The following is a 20,566-nucleotide window of genomic DNA, read 5'->3' on the forward strand; positions in this document are numbered from 1 at the left end:
TCTTGACATCTGGGCGGGAAATGTAAACCCTGAGCTGCATGGACTCGTTCACGGACCGGACCAAGCGAAGGCTGCGGGACGAGTTGCTGGACGCTGCGTACGAGGCGATCGTCGCCGGTGGGTACGACGGGTTGCGGATGGCGGACGTCGGGCGGCGTACCGGGGTGTCGCGGCAGACCGTCTACAACGAGTTCGGCGACAAGTGGGGTGTCCTGCAGGCCACTGTGGTCCGGGAGACCGAGCGGTTCCTGGTCGAGGTCAACGACGCACTGGCCGCGCACACCGATCCGATCGATGGGTTGCGGGCCGCGGTCGAGTGCGCGCTGCGGATGGCGGCGGACAATCCGCTGGTGAAGGCTGCGCTTGGGCAGCCGGGGTCGGATCAGGCGAGTCAGCTGCTCACCACGCGGGGGCAGCAGGTGCTGGAGTTGAGCCATCAACGGCTTGATGCGCATGTGCGCGAGCACTGGCCCGAAGTACCGGCTGAGGACGCCACTACCTGCGTGGACGTCGCGCTGCGCGTAGTACTGAGTCACATCGTCAACCCCGGTGCGGCTCCGGCCGTGGTCGCCGATCAGGTCGCCCGGGTGCTCGGTCCCTTTCTCAGCGCTCGGAGGTCAACATGACGAATCCCCTTCACAGACAGGGTTTCAGCTCATTGCGGGAAGGCGGGCTGAACTGGGACGCACTGCCGCTGCGGCTGTTCGACAAGGGCAACCGCAAGTTCTGGAACCCGCGCGACATCGACTTCAGCCAGGACGCGCTGGACTGGCAGAACTTCAGCGACAACGAGCGCGAGGCGGCGTTGATGCTGTGCGCGCAGTTCATCGCCGGCGAGGAGGCCGTCACCGAGGACATCCAGCCGTTCCTGGCCGCGATGGCCGCGGAGGGGCGGCTCGGGGACGAGATGTACCTGACCCAGTTCTGCTTCGAGGAGGCCAAGCACACGGCGGTCTTCCGGATGTGGCTGGACGCGGTCGGGGTCAAGGACGACCTGCACAAGTACATCGAGAACAACCCCGGCTACCGGGCGATCTTCTACGAGGCGCTGCCGGTCGCGCTGAAGTCCCTGGCCGGCGACCCGTCCCCCGCGAACCAGGTGAAGGCATCCGTCACCTACAACCACGTAGTGGAAGGCACGCTGGCCCTCACCGGCTACCACGCGTGGAACCTGCTCTGTACCGCCCGCGGCGTCCTCCCCGGCATGCAGGAACTGGTACGCCGCATCGGCGACGACGAGCGTCGACACATGGCCTGGGGCACCTTCACCTGCCGTCGCCACATCGCCGCCGACGAGTCCAACTGGCAGGTCGTCACCGACACCATGGAGGAGCTGCTCCCCCACGCCCTCACCCAGATCCAATGGGCGCTCGAGAACATGCCCGAGATCCCGCCGGAGATCGACCCGACCGCCCTGATGACGTACGCCGGCGACCGCGCGACCCGCCGCCTCGGCGCGATCGAGTCGGCGGTCGGCGCGGATGTCGCCGGCATCGACCTCGACTACTCCCCCGAGAAGCTCGAAGACGTCTTCGGCGACGAGGACTCAGCAGCCCTGGCCGCCGTTCGTTAGTTTTGGCGGTCTGGCAGGCTGGGCCGCATGACAACGGTGCTGACCCGTGCCGAGCAGCGTGGCGCGTCGTTCAGTGGGGCCATGGCGGCGATCGTGCGCCGTCTGCCGTGGGGGCTGTCGCGGGTCGTACCGCCCAGCCTGCTCGGGTTCATCGTGATCAACGGGTTCACCTTCGGGGTGGACCTCGGCTTGCTCACCGTCTTCCGGTCGTGGATCCAGCTGCCCTTGTGGTTGTCGATCACGATCGCCTATGCCTGCGCCTTCGGGCTGAGCTACGTCCTCAACCGGGCACTCAACTTCCACTCGCACGGCGCGGTCGGTCCACAGCTGGCGGTGTACGTCGTCGTGGTGGTCGTCAACTACGTCGTCTGGATCCTCGGCGCCGGCGCCGGGCTCAGCGCACTCGGTGTCGAGTACCACGTCGCCCGGATCATCGCCGGCGCCTGCGAAGGCGTCTACATGTACTGCGCGTTGCGCTGGATCGTCTTCCGCAAGGCCTAACAGTTGACCGTTAGCACGAAATCGCCTGGGAGGGCTGAGCTCCAGTCGTCGATCCACAGGGTGACGTCGATGGTGTCGGGGGCGTCGGCGGGGTAGTCGACGATCGCGAGTTTGTTGTTGCTGCTGATGATGGTCGCCTGTGCTCCGCACTGATCGACCGGACGGTCGAACTGCACCAGGTAGTGAGAGTTCTGCTGGTTGTAGCTGAGCCCGATCGCGTGCTTCTGGGTGACGAAGCTGGCGACGTAGCTGTGGTGGTCCTCGCTGTCCCGGGTCTTCACCCTGGCCCACAGTGCATTGCTGCTCCCGGCAGGTCCGGCTGGTCCTTGCAGGCCCTGCGGGCCCTGGGCGCCGGTCGCACCGGGCGCTCCAGCAGCCCCGGGCGCGCCTGGCGCTCCCGGCAGGCCGCGTTGCGCCCAACTGATCGGGGTCTCGAGGCCCGAGCAGCGCTGGTTCTTGGCCGGGTCGACGACCCGGAGGAGGCCGGTCAACTTGCCGACGCAGCCGTTGATGGTCGGTTCCGGCGCTGCTGCCGAGGCCACTGATCCGATCGTGACTATCGAGACGGCGAGGACACCGATGCCGGCTGCTTTCTTGAGTGAGGTTCGCATGGCTCGATCGTCGGGGCCGACCTTCAGAGATTCTTAAAGTAGAACTCCAGGTGGGCGGTAGCGGCGGCTTGCCAGGTGTAAGAGGTGGCCAGCGCTTGGCCGGCTGCGCGGCGAGATGGGTCGGGTGGGGCGGTCAGGTGGGCGGCTAGTTGGGCCGGGGTGGCGGCGTACGCGGCGGCGGTGCCGAAGATCTCGTGGAAGACGGGGAGGTCGGAGACGACCAGAGGCACGCCGGCGGCGAGGGCTTCGAGTGGGGCGAGGCCGAAACCCTCTTTGATGGAAGGGAAAGCGAAGGCTTCGGCGGCGGCGACCAGGGATGGGAGGTCGGGGTCGGCGACCGAGCCCAGGACGAGCGGGGTGACGCCTAGCTCGGCGGCGCGTTTCTCCCAGGACGCTCGGTAGTCGCGGTAGTCGAAGAGGGTTTCGCCGCCGGCGATCACCAGGGAGAGGTCCGGGTCGTTGATCAGAGCAAATGCTTCCAGGAGTTCGAAGGAGCCTTTGCGCGGCTCGATGCCGCCGACGGTGACGATGTACCGGCCGAAGCGTTCTCGTTGGCGGGCGAGTGCGGCGGGATCTGCCGCCGCCGCGGCGAAGCGGGCCGCGTCGACGCCGTTCGGGATGACTGTTGCTTCGAGCCCCCATCCGGTGGCCAGTTCGGCGGCGACGGCGGTGGAGACGCAGATGTGCGCGTAAGGCGTGACGATGGCTCGCTCATGGCAGGCGACCAGCTCGGGGGTGGTGAAGGTGTCGAGGTGGTGGACGGTACGGATGCAGCGGCCGACGGCGTTCGCGCTGATGCAGTCCTGGGCGTGGATGATGTCGTAGGCGGTTGGGTCGAAGGCGTTGCGCAGTACCGCGATCGAGCGCAGGATCCGGTCACCGACACCCTCGCCGGGCTGGTCCGGGAACGGGACCACCGAGAGCCGGACGCGCGGATCGACGGCGCGGTAGAAGGTGGTGTCGCCGCCGCGCCCGAGCGACCAGACCGTGACGTCGGCGCCCTTTGCTGCAAGGGCTTCGGCCAGCGAGAGGGTGTGGACGACGCCACCGCGGGGCTTGGTCGAGTAGCTCAGCAGGGCGATGCGCATCAGTAGGCCTCCGGGCGGCGCTCGTCGAGGTGATGCAGGACGCGGCGCGCCGTCTCGATCTCGGCCCGTACGTCGAGGGACGCGATCGCGATCCCGGCCTTCGACCAGGTGCGGGCGACGATGTCGCCGCCGGGGCCGACCACCTTCGACTGGCCGAGGAAACGCATGCCGCCGATCGAGCCGGTCAGGTTGGAGGAGACCAGGACGACCTGGTTCTCGGCGGCGCGCGAACGGTCGTACAGGTCGAAGAGGCGGGACTGGCGGTCCTCGTTCATCCGCGGCGCGCGGTTGGTGATGCTGGTCGGCCACGCATTGAGGCAACCGATGATGTCGGCACCGTCGACGGCCAGCGCGCGGGCCGCTTCGGGGAAGGTCTTGTCGTAGTCGATCATCAGGCCGAGCCGGCCGATCGGGGTGTCGAACGCTTCGAAGCGGTCGCCGGGCGTGTAGACGGCGCGCTCGCCAGGCGGTTGGTGCACCTTGCGGTGGCGGCCCAGCACGCCGTCGCCGGTCACGCAGAGGGCGGTGTTGTACCGGTTGCCGTCGGCGGACTCGCAGAACCCGAAGCAGACGACCATCTCCCCGGCCATCGCGATGATCTTGGCGATCAACGGATCATCGAGCTTGAGCGCCGGCGGCAGGTCGTCGTGATCGGAACGACTGAGGTCGGAGAGATAACCGCCCAGCGCGGCATCGGGCAACACGAGAAGCTGTACCTCCTCGCGCCGCCCGTGCCTGATCAACTGCTCCACCCGAGCCAGATCGAACTCCAGATCCCGCGTGAACCCAGCCGCCACCGCCCCGATCTTCAGCATCCAGCCCTCCGCTCCGTCCTCAGCACGGCCGGCCTCAGGTCCGTACTAGCTCGGGCGTCCCGTACGTCTCCGGGCGGCGGTCGCGGAGGTGGCCCATCGACCGGCGAGCCTGCTCCAGCGCCGCCTCGACATCCAGCTCGGCGATCGCCATGCCTTCGGTGATGCCGGTGTCGGCGATGATCTCGCCGCCAGGGTCGACGATCTTGGCGCTGGCGACGAAGCGGAGCGCGCCGAACATGCCGGACTGGTTGGCCGACAGCCAGACGACCTGGTTCTCGAGGGCGCGGGCGCGGTCGAACAGGTCGAAGCGGCGCTTCCAGCGGTCCTTGGCGAGATCCGGATCGGAATTGGTCCGGGCGCCCGGCCAGGCGGAGACGCAGGCGATGATCTGGGCGCCGTCCATGGCAAGAGTGCGAGCCGCTTCGGGGAACGCCTTGTCGTAACAGATCATCAGGCCCAGCCGGCCGACCGGACTGTCGAAGGCCTCGAAGCGATCGCCCGCCGCGTAGTGCGCATCTTCCTGCAGGGGTTGGTGGACCTTGCGGTGATGGCCGAGGACGCCGTCGCCGTTGACGCAGACGGCGCTGTTGTAGATCAGCCCGCCGTCGGATTCGGCGTACCCGGCGATGACGGTGAGGTCGCCGGCCAGCTTCGACAACCTGGAGATCTCGTCGCTGTCGAGGGCGAAGGCGGGCGGGGAGTCGGCCGTACCGTCGAGGCTCAGGAGGTAACCGCCGAGGGCACCTTCCGGGAGAGCGAGAAGCTGTACGCCGGCCGCGCGGGCATCGGCGATCAGCCGCGCGATGCGCTGGAAGTCGGCTTCCAGGTCACGGTCGAAGTTGGCAGCGACGGCCGCCATCCGCACGGTCGTCATGCCACTCCCATTCCGGTCACCCCGGCAGGGATGACCTCCGTGATCTCGCCATCCGGCCAGCGCAGGCTCACGCCTTGCCCTTCGGTCAGCCGCCCGCAGACGCGGCTCTCAGCCGGCCCGGCGTCGAGCTCCTGTGGACCGGCAGTCAACATCGCAAAGCCTGGGAAGCAGGTGAGCCAGTCGCCCATCGACGCCGCTTCTGGTTTGGGGACGTCGGTGACATCGAGGATCGCGCCGCAGCCGCTGGCCTCGGCGAGCATGCCCAGCGTGCCGACGATGCCCGCCATCGAGACGTCCTTCGCTGCCTGAGGTTTCGCCCTACGAACAGCCTTCACCATCGTCTGCAACTCTTCGCTGCTGCGATGACTGGTCGAATCCCACTGCCGTCCCGCATAGCCCGGCCGCCACCCGCCCCCGAGATCAGCCGTCAACCTGACCGCATCCCACGGACTGCCGCCTCCCCCAGGTACCGGCTCTTCCGCCTTCCCTAGCGCGGTGACGCTCAAGGCAGCCGGTACGCCGAACTGCGTATGCCCACCCAGCACGGGCACACCGTAAGCCTGCGCAGCCTGCCTCAGCCCGCTCAGTATGCGCATCGCAAACGCACTGTCCCGCGCCCCGATCGAGTCGAGCAACCCCACCGGCGTCGCACCCATCGCCGCCAGGTCGTTCACGTTGACCAGCACGGAACACCACCCGGCCCACTCGGGATCCCGCTCCACCATCGCCGGCACGATCGCATCGCAAGCAGCCACGAGCTCACTCCCCGGCACCGGCGCTCCGTCGTCCCCGACGAACCCTGCCGGCCCGATCCCCTGCAGCAGTTCACCCAGCTCACTCTTAGTCGCCTCGACCAACCGCTGGACCCGCCCGATCGGCCACCGCATCAACACATGCGGACTCCCCACAACCTCCACCGGCCGAACCGTCTCCCACCCCAACCGCTGAAAGAACCGGTAGGTGCCCATCTGCACAGTCGCCTCAAACCGCAACACCCCCGCCGCCTCGGCCCAAGCCGCCGCAGCCCGAACCAATGCCGCCCCAACCCCGCCTACCGCACCACCAGCTGCCCGGTGCGCACCAGTTCCAGCGCGATGAGCGCCGGACGCGGTTACCAGGCGGCCACCCTGCCACCAGCCGATATCTGGACCGTCTGCTGCCGGGCCCAGCCGGACACCTCCGACCACCTCCCCGGACTGCGCCCGGGCGACGAGGACGACGGTGCGTGGATCGTCGTCCCGGTCGTCGCGGTCGCTGCCGGCGAACAAGCCCTGGGTCTCGACGAACGCCTGGTGCCGCAGGGCGTAGTAGGCCCGCAGCGTCTCAGCGTCTGCTGCCCGCTCGATCAGAAAGCGCGGAGGCGGATCACCCAAGAGCGCGTGGACGTCAGCGGCCCGCCGGACCCCGGTCAGCTGCGGCGGTACAGCCGCCATCGCGCTCGGCCGCATGCTGAGTGCCTCAGCGCTGCTCATGCGCCGGCCGCCGAGAGCAAACTGCAGGCGCCGCAGGCGGCACACCCTGCGCCCTGATCCGCCCCTTGCATCTCGGCCGTCTTCAGCAAAGCGGCCACCCGGGCGGTGATGTCTCGCACTAACTGGGGATCGGGCGGGCGCACGCCATCTAGACGAGCGAGGGTGCCGAGCATGGGGCGGAGGGGGACTACGAAGGGGTAGATGCCTCGGGAGATCAGCTCGGCGGCGCCGGCTACCAACTCGTCGGGGTCTTCGCCCATACCGATCAGGAGGTAGGTGGAGACGCGGTTGCGGCCGAAGACTCGGACGGCCTCGTCCCACGCGGCGTTGTACTCGGACAGGGGGACCGTTGATTTGCCCGGCATCCAGCGGCGGCGGACCTCGTCGTCCAACGACTCGACGTGGATGCCGATTGAGGTGGCGCCGGCGTCGTGGAGGTCGGTGAGGACCGAGAGGTCGCCCGGGGGTTCGATCTGGACTTGGATCGGTAGGCCGGGGACGGCTTCGAGGACGGCTCGGACGCAGCGGACCAGGTTGCGGGCGCCTCGGTCGGGGCCGGTGGTGGTACCGGTGGTCATCACCATCTGCGTGATGCCGTCGAGACGGACGGCGGCCTCGGCCACCTCGGCCAGCTGGCGTGGGGTCTTGGCGGCGACGGTTGCGCCACCGCGCAGGGACTCCTCGATCGAGCAGAAGCGGCAACGGGTCGATTCGTCGTACCGGATGCAGGTTTGGACGACGGTCGTGGCCAAGACGTCCTTCCCGTGCAGCAAGGCGATCTGCTGGTACGGGATGCCCTCGGCCGTCGTCAGGTCGTAGAAGTGAGGACGACGGACCGGCTCGACCGACAGGCCGAGGCTGAGGCCGTTGCGGTAAACCCCGCCGTCCCGCACCTGATAGGGGCTGTCAGCAACGATGGGGAGGGTGGCGTTGGCACCGTCGACGACCAGGTGCCCGTCGTCGCTCGGGCCGGCGCCCTTGCTGCGGCGGACCGGGGCGTCCACCTGTACGCCGTACACGGCCATCTCGGCCCGGGCCGCCAAAGCTTCTTCGGTGCCAGCTGTGTTCATCTCTGCCCCACCCCACCGCCCCGGTCTGGCATGAGCAACCCCTCAGAACATGTACGTCGAGTTGATGATGGCGCCCTTGCGGGCGTAGTGGATCAGCGCGTCCTGGACGTCCAGCGGATGCGTCGGGATGACACCCTCGATCAGGTCCTCCTCGCGCGCCCCGTGCAGCGACAGCCCGAACCGGCAGCAGTAGACCTTGCCGCCCTCGGCGATGAAGGTCTTCAGCGACTCGTTGATGTTGTGCTCGCCGGGGAACGCGGAGTTGCCGGTGGTCGGGAAACCCCGCGTCGCCAGGCAGTTCAGCGAGCCGGGGCCGTAGAAGTAGATCGCCGATTCGAAGCCCTTGCGCTGTGCCCGGGTCGCCTGCAGGATCGCGACGAAGCTCACCGACGACTCGTGCGCGATGCCGTGGACGAGGGTGAAGTAGGTCTCGCCGTCCTCGGCCTGGTAGTCGGGGAAGACCTTCGTACCGCCGTAGATGCTGGAGCCCTGCGGCAGGGACGGGTGCGGGATCTCTTCCAGGCTCTTGGTCTCGAGCTCGGTCAGTTCGGCCAGTTCGGGCATTGCTACTCCTCGGGGTCAGTCGTAGAGATGGTTGAAGGTGTGGTGGAAAACGTGGTCGCCGAGCTCGCCGTCGCCCATCGCGGCGCGGACCTTGGCGTACTCGCCGGCGTGGTCGCCCCAGGGCTGGTCGCTGGCGAACAGCACCCGGTCGTGGCCGATGCCGCGCCGCTCGATCTCGGCGGCCAGCCAGGCCGGGGCGAAGCCGATCGCCCAGGACAGATCGGTGTAGACGCGCTTGCCGGCCTCGATCCAGTCGAAGAAGCGCGAACCGATCAGCTTGATGTGCCCGCTCATCCCGCCGCCGAAGTGGACCAGATGCAGCGGTACCTGATCGGCGTAGGTCTCGACCAGCAAACCGATGTGGTCGATGTCGGACGCGGCGCCGGGAGAGGTGTGGACGTGGACGACGAGGCCGTTTCGCCTTGCTGTCTTGAAGATCTCGTCCAGCTGCGGCCGGACCTCCTCGTCGGCCGGATGCCCGCCGAGCAGGAAGCTCAACTTCAGTGCCCGTACGCCGGGTTCAGTCGCCAGCGTCAGCGCCTTGGCCGTCAGTTCGGCGTCCTGCGGTCGCGGCGAGACCCACAAGCCGGCCCGGATCCGGTCGTCGCGAGCCGCCGCCTCGACGACTAGCTCGTTGAAGCCGAAGGAGACCGCAACGTCCGGTACGCCGTAGTTGGGGATCACCACTGCGCGTTCGGTGCCCTCGGCGTCGAGATCCGCGAGCAACTCGTCGATGGTGGCGCGGGCGGTGAGGTCGGGGTTGACCGGTGGGCCGCCGTAGAAAGGGTAGGCCGGGAGGACACCGAGATGCCGGTGAGCGTCGTTTGTCGACATGTCTATTGCCCTACGCAACCGTCTTCTGGGAGCGCGGCAGGCCGGCGATCCAGCGGACGCCGGTCTGCATCCGGCGCTGGACGATCTGCTCGGCCAGGTAAGCCGCGTCGTCGGCGACCCCGCCGAAGCGGCCGGAGCCCCAGGTGTACTGCCACGGCAGGCCGACGAAATACAGGCCGGGGACGCTCGTCACGCCGCGGTGATGGGTCGGGTAGCCGCGGCCGTCGAAGACCGGGACTCGGATCCAGCCGTCGTCGCGGGTAAAACCGGTGCTCCAGACAACGGCGCTGATCCCTTGTAAACTTAGGCTTTCGGGCTCTGCGACCGGCTCCCACACCGCCTGATAGCGCGCTTCCTCGGGCGCCTCGATGCCGCGGGCGGCGATGAAGGCGTCAATCGAGTCCTTGATGCCTTCGGAGACCGCGTCGGCGTGATCGAGGTTGGCGCGGAGATCGTCCTTCAGCCGCAGCATGCCGCCGTCGACGTCGACCAGCCGGCCGTAGAGCTGCATACCCTCCAAAGCGAACCGGCGCAGATCGATGTCGCGCCCGCCGTCGCGGCCGGTGACGTAGTGGTTGACCCGGAACCGTACGGCGTCGACGTCGTCGAACTCGTCGATCCCCTTGGCGTAGTAGCCCATCTCGTCCAGCCAGGCGACAACATCGCGGCCGCGGTAGAACCGTGCGACCCGCGGCGCCGAGCCCGTCACCAGATGGACCTGCCGACCGGCCAGATGGAGATCCTCGGCGATCTGACAGCCCGACTGACCGGTACCGACCACCAGAACCTCGCCGGCCTCGAGCTGCTCCGGATTCCGGTACTCCGAAGAGTGCAGCTGCTGCAACCCACCCGGCAGCCGATCAGCGAGACGCGGGATCTTCGGCCGCTGGTAAGGACCGGTCGCCAGGACTACCTGGTCAGCCGTCACGGTGGCTGAGTCGGTGGAAAGTCGGAAGCCCTGCGCCGTCTGCTCCAGGCCCGTCGCTCGCACACCCTCGGCCAGCGGTACGTCGAAGGAGTCCGCATACGACTCCAGGTAGGCCACGATCTCGTCGCGGAGCATGAAGCCGTCGCTGTCGGGTCCGGAGTACGGGAGACCGGGGAGCCTGCACTGCCAGTTGGGGGTGACCAGGCAGAACGAGTCCCACCGGCGGTTGCGCCACTCACTGCCGACGCGGTCGGCCTCCAGTACGACGTGATCGAGGCCGCGGGAAGTCAGCTGCCAACTGGTCGCCAGACCCGCCTGGCCACCGCCGACGACGACCACCGGGTAGTGAGCGCCCTCACGAAGACTGACCTGCGGCATGTCGGCTCCCGGGGATTCGGTGCGGCCTGGATGTCATCCAGTGAAGAACCGCCCGATTGCCACCCGATTGCCCCCGGAACAAACTCCGGTTTCCGAATCACCCCCGCACGTTTCGCGTGGGTAACCACGATCTCTCAGCAGCCGGCCGTGCGCGCCGCGATCACGCGAGCTTGCGGACCTCGGTCTCCGCCGGCGTGATGATCCGCCCGTCGGTGGCATGGATCTCCAACGGGCGCAGTGGTTTGCCGTCTCGAGTGTCCAGCAGCTCGGAGTGTGGCTCGCCTGGTTCGAAGGAGAACGCCTCGCCCCATTGGCGCAGTGCGACGATCACCGGGAAGAGCGCTTCGCCCTTGGCGGTCAGGACGTACTCGTTGTGCGCGCCGGCCGGGACCAGCTCGAGGATGCCGTTGTCGGTCAGCGCTTTGAGCCGCGCGCTGAGGATGTTCTTCGCGACGCCTAGGCTGCGCTGGAACTCGCCGAACCGGCGGCTCCCGTCGAACGCGTCCCGCACGATCAGCAGCGACCACCAGTCGCCGACCGCGTCGACGGACCGCGCAACCGGGCAATCCGCGTCGCCGAAACTCGTTCGCTTCACCATGGTTGCAAAATGCTACCACTTCGCCTTACGGTTTCAACATGCAACCTCAGAGGCTGTTCCTCGCCGTCGCCGCCGGCGTCGCGGTCGCCAACGTGTACTTCGCGCAGCCCCTGCTGGCCACGCTGGGCACGGACCTCGGCATCTCCCCCGGCACGGTCGGCGTCTTCGTCACCGTCACCCAACTCGGCTACGGCCTGGGACTCTTCTTCCTCGTCCCCCTCGGCGACCTCGTCGATCGCCGCAAACTCATCCGGGCGCAATTCGTCGTACTGGCCGCGGCCCTCCTCCTCGTCGGCATCGCCCGCAACGCCGCCATGCTGCTGATCGGTCTCGCCGCGGTCGGCCTGCTAGCCGTAGTCACCCAATCCCTGGTCGCCTTCGCCGCCTCGCTCAGCGCACCGGCCGAGCGAGGACGAGCAGTCGGCACAGTCACCAGCGGCGTGGTGATCGGCATCCTCCTCGCCCGTACGACGTCAGGCGCACTGACCGACCTAGCCGGCTGGCGTTCGGTCTACCTCATCTCCTGCGGCCTGAGCCTGCTGCTCGCCCTGACCCTCTTCAAGGCCGCACCCCAACCGCGGGCGGCGCTCTCCTACCCGGCGCTGCTGCGCTCGACAATCACACTCTGGCTGCAGGAGCCGGTGTTCCGAGCCCGCGCCCTGATGGCCTTCTTCATCTTCGCCGCCTTCAACACGTTGTGGAGTTCGATCGTTCTCCCACTCACCGAGCAATCCCTGTCCCACACCCAGATCGGCGCCTTCGGCCTGATCGCGGCGGTCGGTGCGATCGCCGCGGGGCCTGCCGGGCGGCTCAACGATCAGGGCCGCGGCCAGCTGGTGACGACAGCCGCCTCGGTGCTACTGGCAGCAAGTTGGCTCCTGATCGTCTGGACGCCACACTCCCTTTGGCCGTTGGCGTTCGGCATGATCGCGCTCGACCTCGCGGTACAGGCCATCCATGTCAGCAACCAGAGCCGCATCATCGATCTGCGCCCCGAAGCGGCCAGTCGCCTGATCGCCGGCTACATGATCTTCTACTCGATCGGCAGCGCGCTCGGCGCGATCCTCTCGACCGCCCTGTACGAAGCAGCCGGCTGGACCGCGGTTTGCTTGCTAGGGGCAACCTTCAGTCTGGGCGCGCTGGCTACTTCAGTCCGAGCAGGCCGAGCGACTTCTCGCGCATCTCTATCTTCCGGATCTTCCCGGTGACGGTCATCGGGAACTCGTCGACCAGCAGGACGTAGCGCGGGATCTTGTAGTGCGCGAGCTTGCCGGTGGCGAACTCCTTCACCCCGGCGGCGTCCAGCGCGGGAGCCCCGTCCTTGAGCTTGATCCAGGCGCACAGCTCCTCGCCGTACCGGTCGTCCGGTACGCCGATCACCTGCACGTCCGCGATATCGGGGTGGGTGTAAAGGAACTCCTCGATCTCCCGCGGGTACACGTTCTCGCCGCCGCGGATCACCATGTCCTTGATCCTGCCGACGATGTTGACGTAGCCGTCCTCGCGCATCTCGGCGAGATCACCGGTATGCATCCAGCGCGCCTGGTCGATCGCCTCGGCGGTCTTCTCCGGGTCGTCCCAGTAGCCCAGCATCACGGAGTACCCACGGGTGCACAGCTCGCCCGGTTCACCGCGCGGTACGACCAGACCGGTCGCCGGATCGACCAGCTTCACCTCGACGTGCGGCATCACCCGGCCGACCGTCGACGTCCGCCGATCCAGATCGTCGTCGCGCCTGGTCTGCGTGGACACCGGCGACGTCTCGGTCATCCCGTAGCAGATCGCCACCTCGGCCATGTGCATGTCGGCGACGCAACGCTTCATCACCTCGATCGGGCAGGGCGAGCCGGCCATCACGCCCGTTCTCAGGCTGCTCAGATCGTACGAGCCGAAGTCGGGCAGCCCGAGCTCGGCGATGAACATCGTCGGTACGCCGTACAGCCCCGTGCACCGCTCGTCCTGAACCGCCTTCAGCGTCGCCGCCGGGTCGAATGCCGGCCCCGGAATCACCATGCAGGAACCGTGCGTCGTGCAGCCGAGATTCGCCATCACCATGCCGAAGCAGTGGTAGAACGGCACCGGGATGCAGAGCCGGTCGTCCGGCCCGAAGCCGATCGTCTCGGTGACGAAGTACCCGTTGTTGAGGATGTTGTGATGGCTGAGGGTGGCGCCCTTCGGGAAGCCGGTCGTCCCCGACGTGTACTGGATGTTGATCGCGTCGTCGAAACTCAACTCGTCGGCGCGCTCGTCCAGCTGCTCCTGGCTGACCTCCGTGGCCGCCGAGACGACCGCGTCCCAGTCCGGCGTACCGATGTAGACGACATCCTCCAGCGCCGCACAGTCCGGCCGCACTTCACTGACCATCGTCCGATAGTCACTCGTCTTGAACTCGGTCGCCGAGATCAGCAGCTTCACCCCCGACTGATTCAGCGCATAAGCCAGCTCATGCGTCCGGTACGCCGGATTGATGTTGACCAGAATCGCCCCGATCGCCGCCGTCGCGTACTGCGTGATCGTCCACTCAGCACAGTTCGGCGCCCAGATCCCGACCCGGTCCCCCTTCGCGATCCCACGCCCCATCAACCCCCGGGCAAACTCATCGACCTCAGCCCCGAACGACGCATACGTCCACCGCCGCCCACTGACGACCTCGACCAACGCCTCCCGGTCCCCATACTCCGCAACCGTCCGTCTCAGGTTCTGCCCGATCGTTTCCCCCAGCAACGGAACCGAAGACACCCCGGACGCATACGAAGGCAGACTCATCCAGCCATCGTCACCCCACACCCCACCAACGACAAGGCGACACGAATCGGTGTGTCCACTTTATCGGTCATATGACCGATAAAGTGGACATATGACCGCTATAGTGGTCATCAGGAAGGTGATCAGCATGCAGTTCTCGAACCCGATCTCGGCAGTCGCTCCCGGTCTCCATGGCCGGGTGTTGAGTGTGCTCGCCAGAACCGAACAACCACTGACCGGCCGCGCTGTCGGCGGACTGCTGACTCCTCCCTCGAGCGTGAGCGGGGTTCAGCGAGTGCTCGACGAACTGGTCCGCAACGGCGTCGTCCTCGCCGAGCCCGCCGGGCGCGCAAAGCTCTATACGTTGAACCGGGAACATGTCGCGGCTCCCGCGATCATCGAGCTGGCGAACCTTCGAGACCGTTTCATCAGCCGGCTCCAGGCCGAGGCGCAGAACTGGGAGGTGCCGGCTGCTTCTGTCTGGTTGTTCGGCTCCGCCTCCCGACGACAAGGTGGGCCCGACAGTGACGTCGATGTCCTGGTGGTGCGTCCGGACGACGTCTCCGACTCGGATCCGCGCTGGCTGGCACAGCTCGAAACCCTCGCCGACCTGGCCACCCGCTGGTCCGGCAACCCGTGCGAGATCGTCGAGTACAGCAGCACTGATCTGCAGCGTCTGATCCGCCGCCGCGAACGCCTCGTCACCGAACTCCGCCGCGACGCCGTCCCCGTCGCCGGCTCCTCCCCCCAGCAAACCCTCAACCGAAAGACAGCTTGATGACGGCACTGGACGAAGCCCGGGCCCACCTCACCAAAGCCCGGGAATTCCTCGAAGCGGCAGAGCTCACCAACGACCTGGAGCTCTTCAACGCTGCCGCGTCCAACGCGGTCACCTCGGGCATCAACTCGAAGGATGCGATCTGCCTGACGTTGACCGGCCGGACCCGGAAGGGGGACAACCACACCGAAGCTGTTGCGGAGTTGAAGTCGGCCGGTCCGGTAGGGCGGGAGATCAGCTCGACGTTCTCGCGGCTGCTCAGGCTCAAGTCGAAATCGCAGTACCAGGCCGAGTCGATCTGTGCGGCGGATGCGAGCAAGAGCGTGGATTGGGCGACCAGGCTGCTCGAGAGCGCCCAGAAAGTCGCGCAGAGTTAGTACCCGGCCGGGCGCCGGATCCCTTGGACACGGTGCGTTTGCAGGTGCAGGTGCAGGAGGAAACAAGGGGTGGACGGCAAGCAATGTCCTTGCCAACTCTCCGTCATTTCGGTCGCGGAGCGTGGTGGGGCGGTTACCTTGGTGGGGAGAGGTGTGAGGCGATGGGCCGAACCGCTGAAGGTCACGCCCGCAGCGACCGGCCGCCCGGGCGTACCGCCGAGGCGGCACAACGTACCGCTGCGGTGGAGGAGCGCGTCCTGGAACTGGGCGGGATCCTGGCGAGCGCGTTGGCGATCGATGTCCATGGCACCGATCTGCAGACGCTGAAGCGGGCACCCCGGCGGGCCCCGCCGACCGTCCCGGCGGCTGATCTCGCGGCGCGTCCCGGACCTGTCTGGGACGCGTTCGTGCCCCCGCGGCTGGGGCGGTTCCGCTGGTGGGGCACCGAACGCCGGTACGCGCGGCGGCTGGCCGAGGCCGAGGACCGGTTCGCGGAGGCCATCGACCGGCACCGCGCGGCCGAGGATTCCCGGCGTGAGCGGGTAGCGCGGGCCGTCAGGGAGCAGGCCGAGCAGCAGCGCCGGCTGGACGAGGCGACCGAGGAGCAGCACGCCCGCATCGACGCCTACCAGCGCGCGGTCGAGAACCACGACCGGGAGGCGGTCACCCGGTACTTCCGGAAGGCCCTCGAACGGGTCACCGAGCCGCCAGACTTCCCCCGCCGGCGCAGGGTCGGCTACGTGCCCGAGTCGACGCTGCTGGCCGTCGAGTGGGACCTCCCCGACCTCAGCGTCGTACCGGCTGAGGCGTCGTACCGCTACGACCGTGAGGCAGACGCGGTAGTCGCTGTGCCCCGACCGGAGAAGCAAGTGCGACTCCTGTACCAGCAACTCGTTGCCCAGTTGGCCTTGCGGGCCCTGCACGTGGTCTTCGGCAGCGACCGCTACAACGTCATCGACACCGTGGTGTTCAACGGCATGGTCGAGTCCGTGGACCTCCCCACCGGCCAGACCGTCCGCCCGTGCCTCATCACCCTCAGGGCCACCCGCGAGCAGTTCGAAGCCCTGGTACTCGACCAGCTCGACCCAGTTGCCTGCGTCCGCCATTACTTCGCCGCAGAGGTCTCGCGCCACCCAGAGGAACTACAGCCGGTCGAACCGGTCCTGGACTTCGACCTGGCCGACCCGCGCACGATCCGGCCCATCGACGTCATCAGCGAGATCGACAGCCGGCCGAACCTGCTGGAGCTCACCCCTGACGAGTTCGAGCATCTGGTGCACAACCTGCTGACCCGGATGGGGTTGGAGACGCGGTTGTTCCGTAGTGGCAACGACGGTGGCATCGATTGCGTCGCCTACGATCCACGACCGATCACCGGCGGCAAGTTCGTCGTACAGGCCAAGCTCTACACGCGTACCGTCCCGCCATCGGCCGTACGGGACCTCTTCGGAACCGTGCTGGACGCCGGAGCCACCAAGGGCATCCTGATCACCACCAGTGGCTTCGGCCCGTCCAGCTACCAGTTCGCCAACGGGAAGCCACTGCAGCTGATCGACGGCACCGGCCTGCTTGCCCTCTGCCATCAGCACGACATCCCTGCCCGGATCGTCCCGCGCGCTAGCTAATCGGGGACTCGTAGATCAGTAGCTCAGTACCGGTTGCGCCCTCGCCGTCGTCCGGTGCCGTGACGAGCCGCAGCTTGGACCCGTCGACCTCCAGCGCGACCGGGTTGCGCGTGACCGAGTGCCCGGCCGTGGAGTACGCCGGGAACGGGATCTCGTGCAGGATCCGGTTGTCGTCGTTCAGGTCGAGCAGTGCCAGCCCACCGAGCTCGAAGTTGCCACCGGTCGGGGTCTTGAGCCCAGTGACCCCGCCACACAGCTGCTTGCTCCGACCGACGTAATCGCAGTCCTGGTAGTCCAGCAGGTGGCTCTGGTTCGGCTGCGCGTCCACCTGCTTGCCGGCGGGAGTCCACGCATACAACGTCCGCGACCCCCAGCTCACCCCGTGCACCAGCCCGGTACGCCGGTCTCGCACGACCCCACCGACATGGTCCTTCACCCGGAACTGCTCAGTCACCCGGTACGTCCGGGGGTTGATCTTGTAGACGATCCCCCGCGAGTTCGGCCGGTACTCCGCCGCCGGCACCCACACGTTCTCGCCGTCGTAGTCGATCCCGCCCGGGTGGTACGCCGTGCCCTCCCCGACCCGGATGTCCTTCAACAGGTTGCCCTGGCGGTCCAGCACGAAGACATGCCCGATCCCCTTGCCCGGCGTCCGGTCGTACCCGTCCACCGGCACCGGATACGGCACCGGCGCCTCCAGCACCTCGACACTCGACAGGTAGATCAGGTCGCCCACCAGCGCGAACCCCTGCGGGTGGTACGTCGGGAACTTCAAGGGGATCCGCGCGACCTGCGTCCACGCGGTACTCCGCGTCGTCGCCTCGAAAGCGCGAGCAACCTTGTCATCACGCCCGGCGGCGTCGGCGCCGACGACCGACAACCCGGCCACCAGCACCCCGGCCAACACGCTTGCCATCAATGTCTTCCTGCGCATCACGGTTCTCCTGTCAGACTGGCCCGTATGGACACTGGGATCACGGTTACCGGAACCGGGCAGGTTACTGCGCCGGCGGATCTACTGCGGCTGACTCTGAGTGTCGGTCATGATGCGGCCGATGTGGCGGCTGCTGTCGCCCAAGTAGCCGAGAAGACCGATGCTGTTCATGCTGCGTTGAGTGCGCAGGGGGTCGAGGCGTTGGACATCGAGACCAGCACGGTCAACGTGTACCCCCAGTACAAGGACTCGATGGCGGTAGCGAGTTATCGCGCGTCGCACTCGATCACCGTGACGACCAGGAACCTGACCGGCTTCGGCGACCTGCTGAACGCCGCAGTCGATGCGGTAGGCAACGATCTCGGGATGGACGGGCTGAACTTCGACGTCGCCGAGAAGCAGCCGCTGATGGACCAGGCCCGGCAGCTCGCCTTCGCCCAGGCGCGCGAGAAGGCCGCTCAACTGGCCGAGCTGGCCGGCCAGTCCCTCGGCTCCATCGCCGCCGTCACCGAAACCTACGGCCACGGCCCGATCCCGATGGCCCTCAGTGTCTCCAAGGCCTCCGGCGCCTACGACTCGGCCCTGACCATCACGCCTGGCGAGCAGACCATCCAGATCTCCCTCGACGTCCGCTGGAACTGGGCCTGACACGTTGCAAAAAGCTGCAAAGTGGCGCCGGAGCGGCCGGCAGGGCATACGGTGACCCTGGTGAACACTCGAACCCTCCTGTCGCTCGCTCTTGCCGCTGGGCTTGCGACGTCGCTGGCGGCCTGCAACGGCAGCTCCGACAAGGCGACCACGTCGCCGAGCACCACCACCTCCTCGACCCCGCCGCCGAGCACCACGCCGGCACCGACGACCCCCTCGGTCACCCAGTCGGTCCCGGTCCCGGCGCCGCGGACCAAGGCGGAGCTGACCAAGGCACTCCTGGAGCTGCCGGATCTCCCGTCGGGCTTCTCGATCGACAACTCCCCCGACGAGGCAGACGACACCAAGCTGTCGTCGACCGATGCCCGCTGCAAGGACCTGGTACTGCTCTTCAATGCCGAGACCCCGCCCGGCGCGAAAGTCGTCGCGACCCGCACGTACACCGGCGGCCAGCAGGGCCCGTTCTTCGACGAGGAACTGGATGCGATGGGCTCGCCCGCCGCGGCGACCGCGCTGCTCAACCGCACCAGGACGGCGATCAGGTCCTGCAAGTCGGCGAAGCTGACCGTCCCCGGCACCGGCAGCTCGACCGTCCAGGTCAGCGAGATCTCAGTGCCCAAGGCGGGCACCGGCCCGGTCGGCGGCCGGTTCGTGGCGAGCGGCGGTCCGCTGGACGGCTTCGAGGTGCTGTTCGCCTTCACCGGGATCGGTGATGTCGTGCTCGCGATGAGCTTCGACGCGCCCGACGTCCTGGACGGAGCACTCGGCGACGCCGCCGCGAAGGCAATCAAGGTGCTCGGCGCCCCCAAGACCGGGACCTGATCCGTACCTGGCTGGGGCCGTCTCAGATTGAGACGACTCTCCTACGCTTGCGCAGATGACGGAACGGGGTCCGGTACCTAAGGTCGAGCCATGTACGCACCGGCTCCGCTCAGGCGACAACTGAATCGTTCGGGTCTGTTGCTGCTCGGTCCCGCCTTCGTGGCGGCGGTGGCGTACGTCGATCCGGGCAACTTCGCGACGAACATCGCGGCCGGCGCGACCTACGGGTATCTGCTCTGCTGGGTCGTGGTCGGCGCGAACCTGATGGCCGTGCTGGTGCAGTACCTCGCGGCCAAGGCGAGCATCGCGACCGGGCTGACCCTGCCGCAGCTGTGCCGGGAGCATTTCAAGCGATCCACCTCGTCCGGGTTGTGGGCGCAGGCCGAGCTGGTGGCGGTCGCGACCGACCTGGCCGAGGTGGTCGGCGGCGCGATCGCGCTCAACCTGCTGTTCGGGATCCCGTTGCTGCTCGGCGGCGTGATCACCGGCGCGGTCTCGTTCTCCTTGCTGATCTATCAGTCGAAACGCGGGCAGCGGCCGTTCGAGGCGGCGATCGTCGGGTTGCTGGCGGTGGTACTGGTCGGGTTCGTGGTGTCGACGTTCCAGTCGCATCCATCCGCGTCGGGCGTCGTGGGCGGTTTGGTACCGCGCCTGGACGGCACCCAGTCGATCGTCCTCGCCGCCGGCATGCTCGGCGCGACAGTGATGCCGCACGCGATCTGGTTGCACGGGGCCCTCGTCACGGACCGGCACTGGAAGTCGATCCGGTCCGCGAAGGGCAAGCAGCGGGTACTGCGCGCCACTCGCATGGATGTCGCGGTCGCGATGGCGCTGGCCGGCGCGGTCAACCTGGCGATGGTCGTGCTCGCGGCCGCCGCGCTGAAGGGCACCGGGGCCGACTCGCTCGACGCCGCCCACGCCGCGATCGGCGATCGGCTCGGTCATACGGCGGCGCTGTTGTTCGCGCTCGCACTGCTCGCGTCGGGCTTCGCATCGTCCTCGGTCGGTACGTACGCGGGCTCGGTCATTCTCGAAGGGTTCTGGAAGCGGCACGTACCGCTGGCGACGCGGCGGCTGATCACGCTGGCCCCGGCGCTGATCATCCTGGCGATCGGGATCGACCCCAGCCGCGCGCTGGTCGTCTCGCAGGTCGTGCTGAGCTTCGGCATCCCGTGCGCGCTGTGGCCTTTGGTACGGCTCACAGCTTCCCGGCGCGTCATGGGTGAGCTTGTCAACCGGTTGCCGACTACTCTCCTGGCATGCCTGGTAGCAACCGCCGTCACGGCCCTCAACGTCGTACTGATCGTGCTCACGCTGCGCGGGTGAACCGC

22 protein-coding genes are annotated in these 20,566 nt (G+C 67.7%); 10 read left to right on the forward strand and 12 right to left on the reverse strand.

Features of this window, described 5'->3' with window-relative positions:
* The first annotated feature begins 38 nt into the window (after window positions 1-38).
* From AB0M15_RS01545 to AB0M15_RS01555, 3 genes are read left to right on the forward strand one after another with little or no spacing between them, the layout of a single operon-like run.
* On the forward strand, window positions 39-626 hold the full coding sequence (locus AB0M15_RS01545) for a TetR family transcriptional regulator (protein WP_363812810.1): 588 nt from the start codon (window positions 39-41) through the stop codon (window positions 624-626).
* Window positions 623-1,573, forward strand: a complete 951-nt coding sequence (locus AB0M15_RS01550; RefSeq protein ID WP_363812812.1) for a R2-like ligand-binding oxidase — start codon at window positions 623-625, stop codon at window positions 1,571-1,573. The genes AB0M15_RS01545 and AB0M15_RS01550 overlap by 4 nt, the downstream gene beginning before the upstream one ends.
* Window positions 1,574-1,600: 27 nt before the next feature.
* Window positions 1,601-2,074 carry a GtrA family protein gene (locus AB0M15_RS01555; RefSeq protein ID WP_363812814.1) on the forward strand — a complete coding sequence of 158 codons (474 nt, stop codon included), beginning with the start codon at window positions 1,601-1,603 and terminating at the stop codon, window positions 2,072-2,074.
* Here the strand turns inward: AB0M15_RS01555 and AB0M15_RS01560 are convergent.
* From AB0M15_RS01560 to AB0M15_RS01605, 10 genes are all read right to left on the reverse strand, one after another.
* Window positions 2,071-2,685, reverse strand: coding sequence for a hypothetical protein (locus AB0M15_RS01560; RefSeq protein ID WP_363812816.1), 615 nt, complete (start codon window positions 2,683-2,685; stop codon window positions 2,071-2,073). The two genes, AB0M15_RS01555 and AB0M15_RS01560, sit on opposite strands and share 4 nt — an antisense overlap.
* A gap of 23 nt (window positions 2,686-2,708) precedes the next feature.
* Window positions 2,709-3,773, reverse strand: coding sequence for an MSMEG_0565 family glycosyltransferase (locus AB0M15_RS01565; RefSeq protein WP_363812818.1), 1,065 nt, complete (start codon window positions 3,771-3,773; stop codon window positions 2,709-2,711).
* Entirely contained in the window at window positions 3,773-4,588 is an 816-nt protein-coding gene (locus AB0M15_RS01570; RefSeq protein WP_363812820.1) for a carbon-nitrogen hydrolase family protein, read from the reverse strand. Before AB0M15_RS01570 ends, AB0M15_RS01565 begins: the two co-directional genes overlap by 1 nt.
* A 34-nt stretch (window positions 4,589-4,622) precedes the next feature.
* Complete coding sequence (locus AB0M15_RS01575) at window positions 4,623-5,462, reverse strand: carbon-nitrogen hydrolase family protein (RefSeq protein ID WP_363812822.1); 840 nt, start codon at window positions 5,460-5,462, stop codon at window positions 4,623-4,625.
* Window positions 5,459-6,934 carry an MSMEG_0567/sll0787 family protein gene (locus AB0M15_RS01580; protein ID WP_363812824.1) on the reverse strand — a complete coding sequence of 492 codons (1,476 nt, stop codon included), beginning with the start codon at window positions 6,932-6,934 and terminating at the stop codon, window positions 5,459-5,461. The genes AB0M15_RS01575 and AB0M15_RS01580 overlap by 4 nt, the downstream gene beginning before the upstream one ends.
* The gene (locus AB0M15_RS01585) at window positions 6,931-8,004 is read right to left on the reverse strand and encodes an MSMEG_0568 family radical SAM protein (RefSeq protein WP_363812826.1); all 1,074 of its coding nucleotides are present in this window, start codon (window positions 8,002-8,004) and stop codon (window positions 6,931-6,933) included. Before AB0M15_RS01585 ends, AB0M15_RS01580 begins: the two co-directional genes overlap by 4 nt.
* A gap of 42 nt (window positions 8,005-8,046) precedes the next feature.
* The gene (locus AB0M15_RS01590) at window positions 8,047-8,568 is read right to left on the reverse strand and encodes an MSMEG_0572/Sll0783 family nitrogen starvation response protein (protein ID WP_132190819.1); all 522 of its coding nucleotides are present in this window, start codon (window positions 8,566-8,568) and stop codon (window positions 8,047-8,049) included.
* Window positions 8,569-8,583: 15 nt separating this feature from the next.
* Window positions 8,584-9,402: an amidohydrolase family protein gene (locus AB0M15_RS01595; protein WP_363812828.1), complete on the reverse strand. Its 819-nt coding sequence runs from the start codon at window positions 9,400-9,402 to the stop codon at window positions 8,584-8,586.
* Between the two features lie 10 nt (window positions 9,403-9,412).
* Window positions 9,413-10,708, reverse strand: a complete 1,296-nt coding sequence (locus tag AB0M15_RS01600) for an MSMEG_0569 family flavin-dependent oxidoreductase (RefSeq protein WP_363812830.1) — start codon at window positions 10,706-10,708, stop codon at window positions 9,413-9,415.
* A gap of 160 nt (window positions 10,709-10,868) precedes the next feature.
* Window positions 10,869-11,306, reverse strand: a complete 438-nt coding sequence (locus AB0M15_RS01605; RefSeq protein ID WP_363812832.1) for a helix-turn-helix domain-containing protein — start codon at window positions 11,304-11,306, stop codon at window positions 10,869-10,871.
* A gap of 38 nt (window positions 11,307-11,344) precedes the next feature.
* On the opposite strand from AB0M15_RS01605, the gene AB0M15_RS01610 reads away from it, so the two are divergent.
* Window positions 11,345-12,514, forward strand: a complete 1,170-nt coding sequence (locus AB0M15_RS01610) for an MFS transporter (protein ID WP_363812834.1) — start codon at window positions 11,345-11,347, stop codon at window positions 12,512-12,514.
* On the opposite strand, the gene AB0M15_RS01615 is transcribed toward AB0M15_RS01610, so the two are convergent.
* Window positions 12,450-14,072, reverse strand: a complete 1,623-nt coding sequence (locus tag AB0M15_RS01615; protein ID WP_363812836.1) for an AMP-binding protein — start codon at window positions 14,070-14,072, stop codon at window positions 12,450-12,452. The two genes, AB0M15_RS01610 and AB0M15_RS01615, sit on opposite strands and share 65 nt — an antisense overlap.
* A gap of 91 nt (window positions 14,073-14,163) precedes the next feature.
* Here AB0M15_RS01615 and AB0M15_RS01620 point away from each other — a divergent pair, with 91 nt between their 5' ends.
* The 3 genes from AB0M15_RS01620 to AB0M15_RS01630 all read left to right on the forward strand — a co-directional run bounded on the left by AB0M15_RS01620 (window position 14,164) and on the right by AB0M15_RS01630 (window position 16,831).
* Window positions 14,164-14,829, forward strand: coding sequence for a nucleotidyltransferase domain-containing protein (locus AB0M15_RS01620; RefSeq protein WP_363812838.1), 666 nt, complete (start codon window positions 14,164-14,166; stop codon window positions 14,827-14,829).
* Entirely contained in the window at window positions 14,829-15,206 is a 378-nt protein-coding gene (locus AB0M15_RS01625) for a HEPN domain-containing protein (protein WP_363812840.1), read from the forward strand. Before AB0M15_RS01620 ends, AB0M15_RS01625 begins: the two co-directional genes overlap by 1 nt.
* Before the next feature lie 161 nt (window positions 15,207-15,367).
* Window positions 15,368-16,831: a restriction endonuclease gene (locus AB0M15_RS01630; RefSeq protein WP_363812842.1), complete on the forward strand. Its 1,464-nt coding sequence runs from the start codon at window positions 15,368-15,370 to the stop codon at window positions 16,829-16,831.
* On the opposite strand, the gene AB0M15_RS01635 is transcribed toward AB0M15_RS01630, so the two are convergent.
* Window positions 16,824-17,765 carry a DUF6454 family protein gene (locus AB0M15_RS01635; RefSeq protein WP_363812844.1) on the reverse strand — a complete coding sequence of 314 codons (942 nt, stop codon included), beginning with the start codon at window positions 17,763-17,765 and terminating at the stop codon, window positions 16,824-16,826. The two genes, AB0M15_RS01630 and AB0M15_RS01635, sit on opposite strands and share 8 nt — an antisense overlap.
* A gap of 27 nt (window positions 17,766-17,792) precedes the next feature.
* On the opposite strand from AB0M15_RS01635, the gene AB0M15_RS01640 reads away from it, so the two are divergent.
* The 3 genes from AB0M15_RS01640 to AB0M15_RS01650 all read left to right on the forward strand — a co-directional run bounded on the left by AB0M15_RS01640 (window position 17,793) and on the right by AB0M15_RS01650 (window position 20,561).
* Window positions 17,793-18,413, forward strand: a complete 621-nt coding sequence (locus AB0M15_RS01640; RefSeq protein ID WP_363812846.1) for an SIMPL domain-containing protein — start codon at window positions 17,793-17,795, stop codon at window positions 18,411-18,413.
* A gap of 60 nt (window positions 18,414-18,473) precedes the next feature.
* Window positions 18,474-19,235: a hypothetical protein gene (locus AB0M15_RS01645; RefSeq protein ID WP_363812848.1), complete on the forward strand. Its 762-nt coding sequence runs from the start codon at window positions 18,474-18,476 to the stop codon at window positions 19,233-19,235.
* 90 nt (window positions 19,236-19,325) lie between these two features.
* Entirely contained in the window at window positions 19,326-20,561 is a 1,236-nt protein-coding gene (locus AB0M15_RS01650) for an Nramp family divalent metal transporter (protein ID WP_363812850.1), read from the forward strand.
* Window positions 20,562-20,566 lie beyond the last annotated feature (5 nt).

The organism is Kribbella sp. NPDC051718 (assembly GCF_040681515.1).
GTDB lineage: Bacteria > Actinomycetota > Actinomycetes > Propionibacteriales > Kribbellaceae > Kribbella.

What these genes read in the sequence shown, in the direction of transcription:
- AB0M15_RS01545 (WP_363812810.1), top strand. Translation starts at nt 39, where the DNA reads ATGGACTCGTTCACGGACCGGACCAAGCGAAGGCTGCGGGACGAGTTG.
- AB0M15_RS01550 (WP_363812812.1), top strand. Translation starts at nt 623, where the DNA reads ATGACGAATCCCCTTCACAGACAGGGTTTCAGCTCATTGCGGGAAGGC.
- AB0M15_RS01555 (WP_363812814.1), top strand. Translation starts at nt 1,601, where the DNA reads ATGACAACGGTGCTGACCCGTGCCGAGCAGCGTGGCGCGTCGTTCAGT.
- AB0M15_RS01560 (WP_363812816.1), bottom strand. Translation starts at nt 2,685, where the DNA reads ATGCGAACCTCACTCAAGAAAGCAGCCGGCATCGGTGTCCTCGCCGTC.
- AB0M15_RS01565 (WP_363812818.1), bottom strand. Translation starts at nt 3,773, where the DNA reads ATGCGCATCGCCCTGCTGAGCTACTCGACCAAGCCCCGCGGTGGCGTC.
- AB0M15_RS01570 (WP_363812820.1), bottom strand. Translation starts at nt 4,588, where the DNA reads ATGCTGAAGATCGGGGCGGTGGCGGCTGGGTTCACGCGGGATCTGGAG.
- AB0M15_RS01575 (WP_363812822.1), bottom strand. Translation starts at nt 5,462, where the DNA reads ATGACGACCGTGCGGATGGCGGCCGTCGCTGCCAACTTCGACCGTGAC.
- AB0M15_RS01580 (WP_363812824.1), bottom strand. Translation starts at nt 6,934, where the DNA reads ATGAGCAGCGCTGAGGCACTCAGCATGCGGCCGAGCGCGATGGCGGCT.
- AB0M15_RS01585 (WP_363812826.1), bottom strand. Translation starts at nt 8,004, where the DNA reads ATGAACACAGCTGGCACCGAAGAAGCTTTGGCGGCCCGGGCCGAGATG.
- AB0M15_RS01590 (WP_132190819.1), bottom strand. Translation starts at nt 8,568, where the DNA reads ATGCCCGAACTGGCCGAACTGACCGAGCTCGAGACCAAGAGCCTGGAA.
- AB0M15_RS01595 (WP_363812828.1), bottom strand. Translation starts at nt 9,402, where the DNA reads ATGTCGACAAACGACGCTCACCGGCATCTCGGTGTCCTCCCGGCCTAC.
- AB0M15_RS01600 (WP_363812830.1), bottom strand. Translation starts at nt 10,708, where the DNA reads ATGCCGCAGGTCAGTCTTCGTGAGGGCGCTCACTACCCGGTGGTCGTC.
- AB0M15_RS01605 (WP_363812832.1), bottom strand. Translation starts at nt 11,306, where the DNA reads ATGGTGAAGCGAACGAGTTTCGGCGACGCGGATTGCCCGGTTGCGCGG.
- AB0M15_RS01610 (WP_363812834.1), top strand. Translation starts at nt 11,345, where the DNA reads ATGCAACCTCAGAGGCTGTTCCTCGCCGTCGCCGCCGGCGTCGCGGTC.
- AB0M15_RS01615 (WP_363812836.1), bottom strand. Translation starts at nt 14,072, where the DNA reads ATGAGTCTGCCTTCGTATGCGTCCGGGGTGTCTTCGGTTCCGTTGCTG.
- AB0M15_RS01620 (WP_363812838.1), top strand. Translation starts at nt 14,164, where the DNA reads ATGACCGCTATAGTGGTCATCAGGAAGGTGATCAGCATGCAGTTCTCG.
- AB0M15_RS01625 (WP_363812840.1), top strand. Translation starts at nt 14,829, where the DNA reads ATGACGGCACTGGACGAAGCCCGGGCCCACCTCACCAAAGCCCGGGAA.
- AB0M15_RS01630 (WP_363812842.1), top strand. Translation starts at nt 15,368, where the DNA reads ATGGGCCGAACCGCTGAAGGTCACGCCCGCAGCGACCGGCCGCCCGGG.
- AB0M15_RS01635 (WP_363812844.1), bottom strand. Translation starts at nt 17,765, where the DNA reads ATGCGCAGGAAGACATTGATGGCAAGCGTGTTGGCCGGGGTGCTGGTG.
- AB0M15_RS01640 (WP_363812846.1), top strand. Translation starts at nt 17,793, where the DNA reads ATGGACACTGGGATCACGGTTACCGGAACCGGGCAGGTTACTGCGCCG.
- AB0M15_RS01650 (WP_363812850.1), top strand. Translation starts at nt 19,326, where the DNA reads ATGTACGCACCGGCTCCGCTCAGGCGACAACTGAATCGTTCGGGTCTG.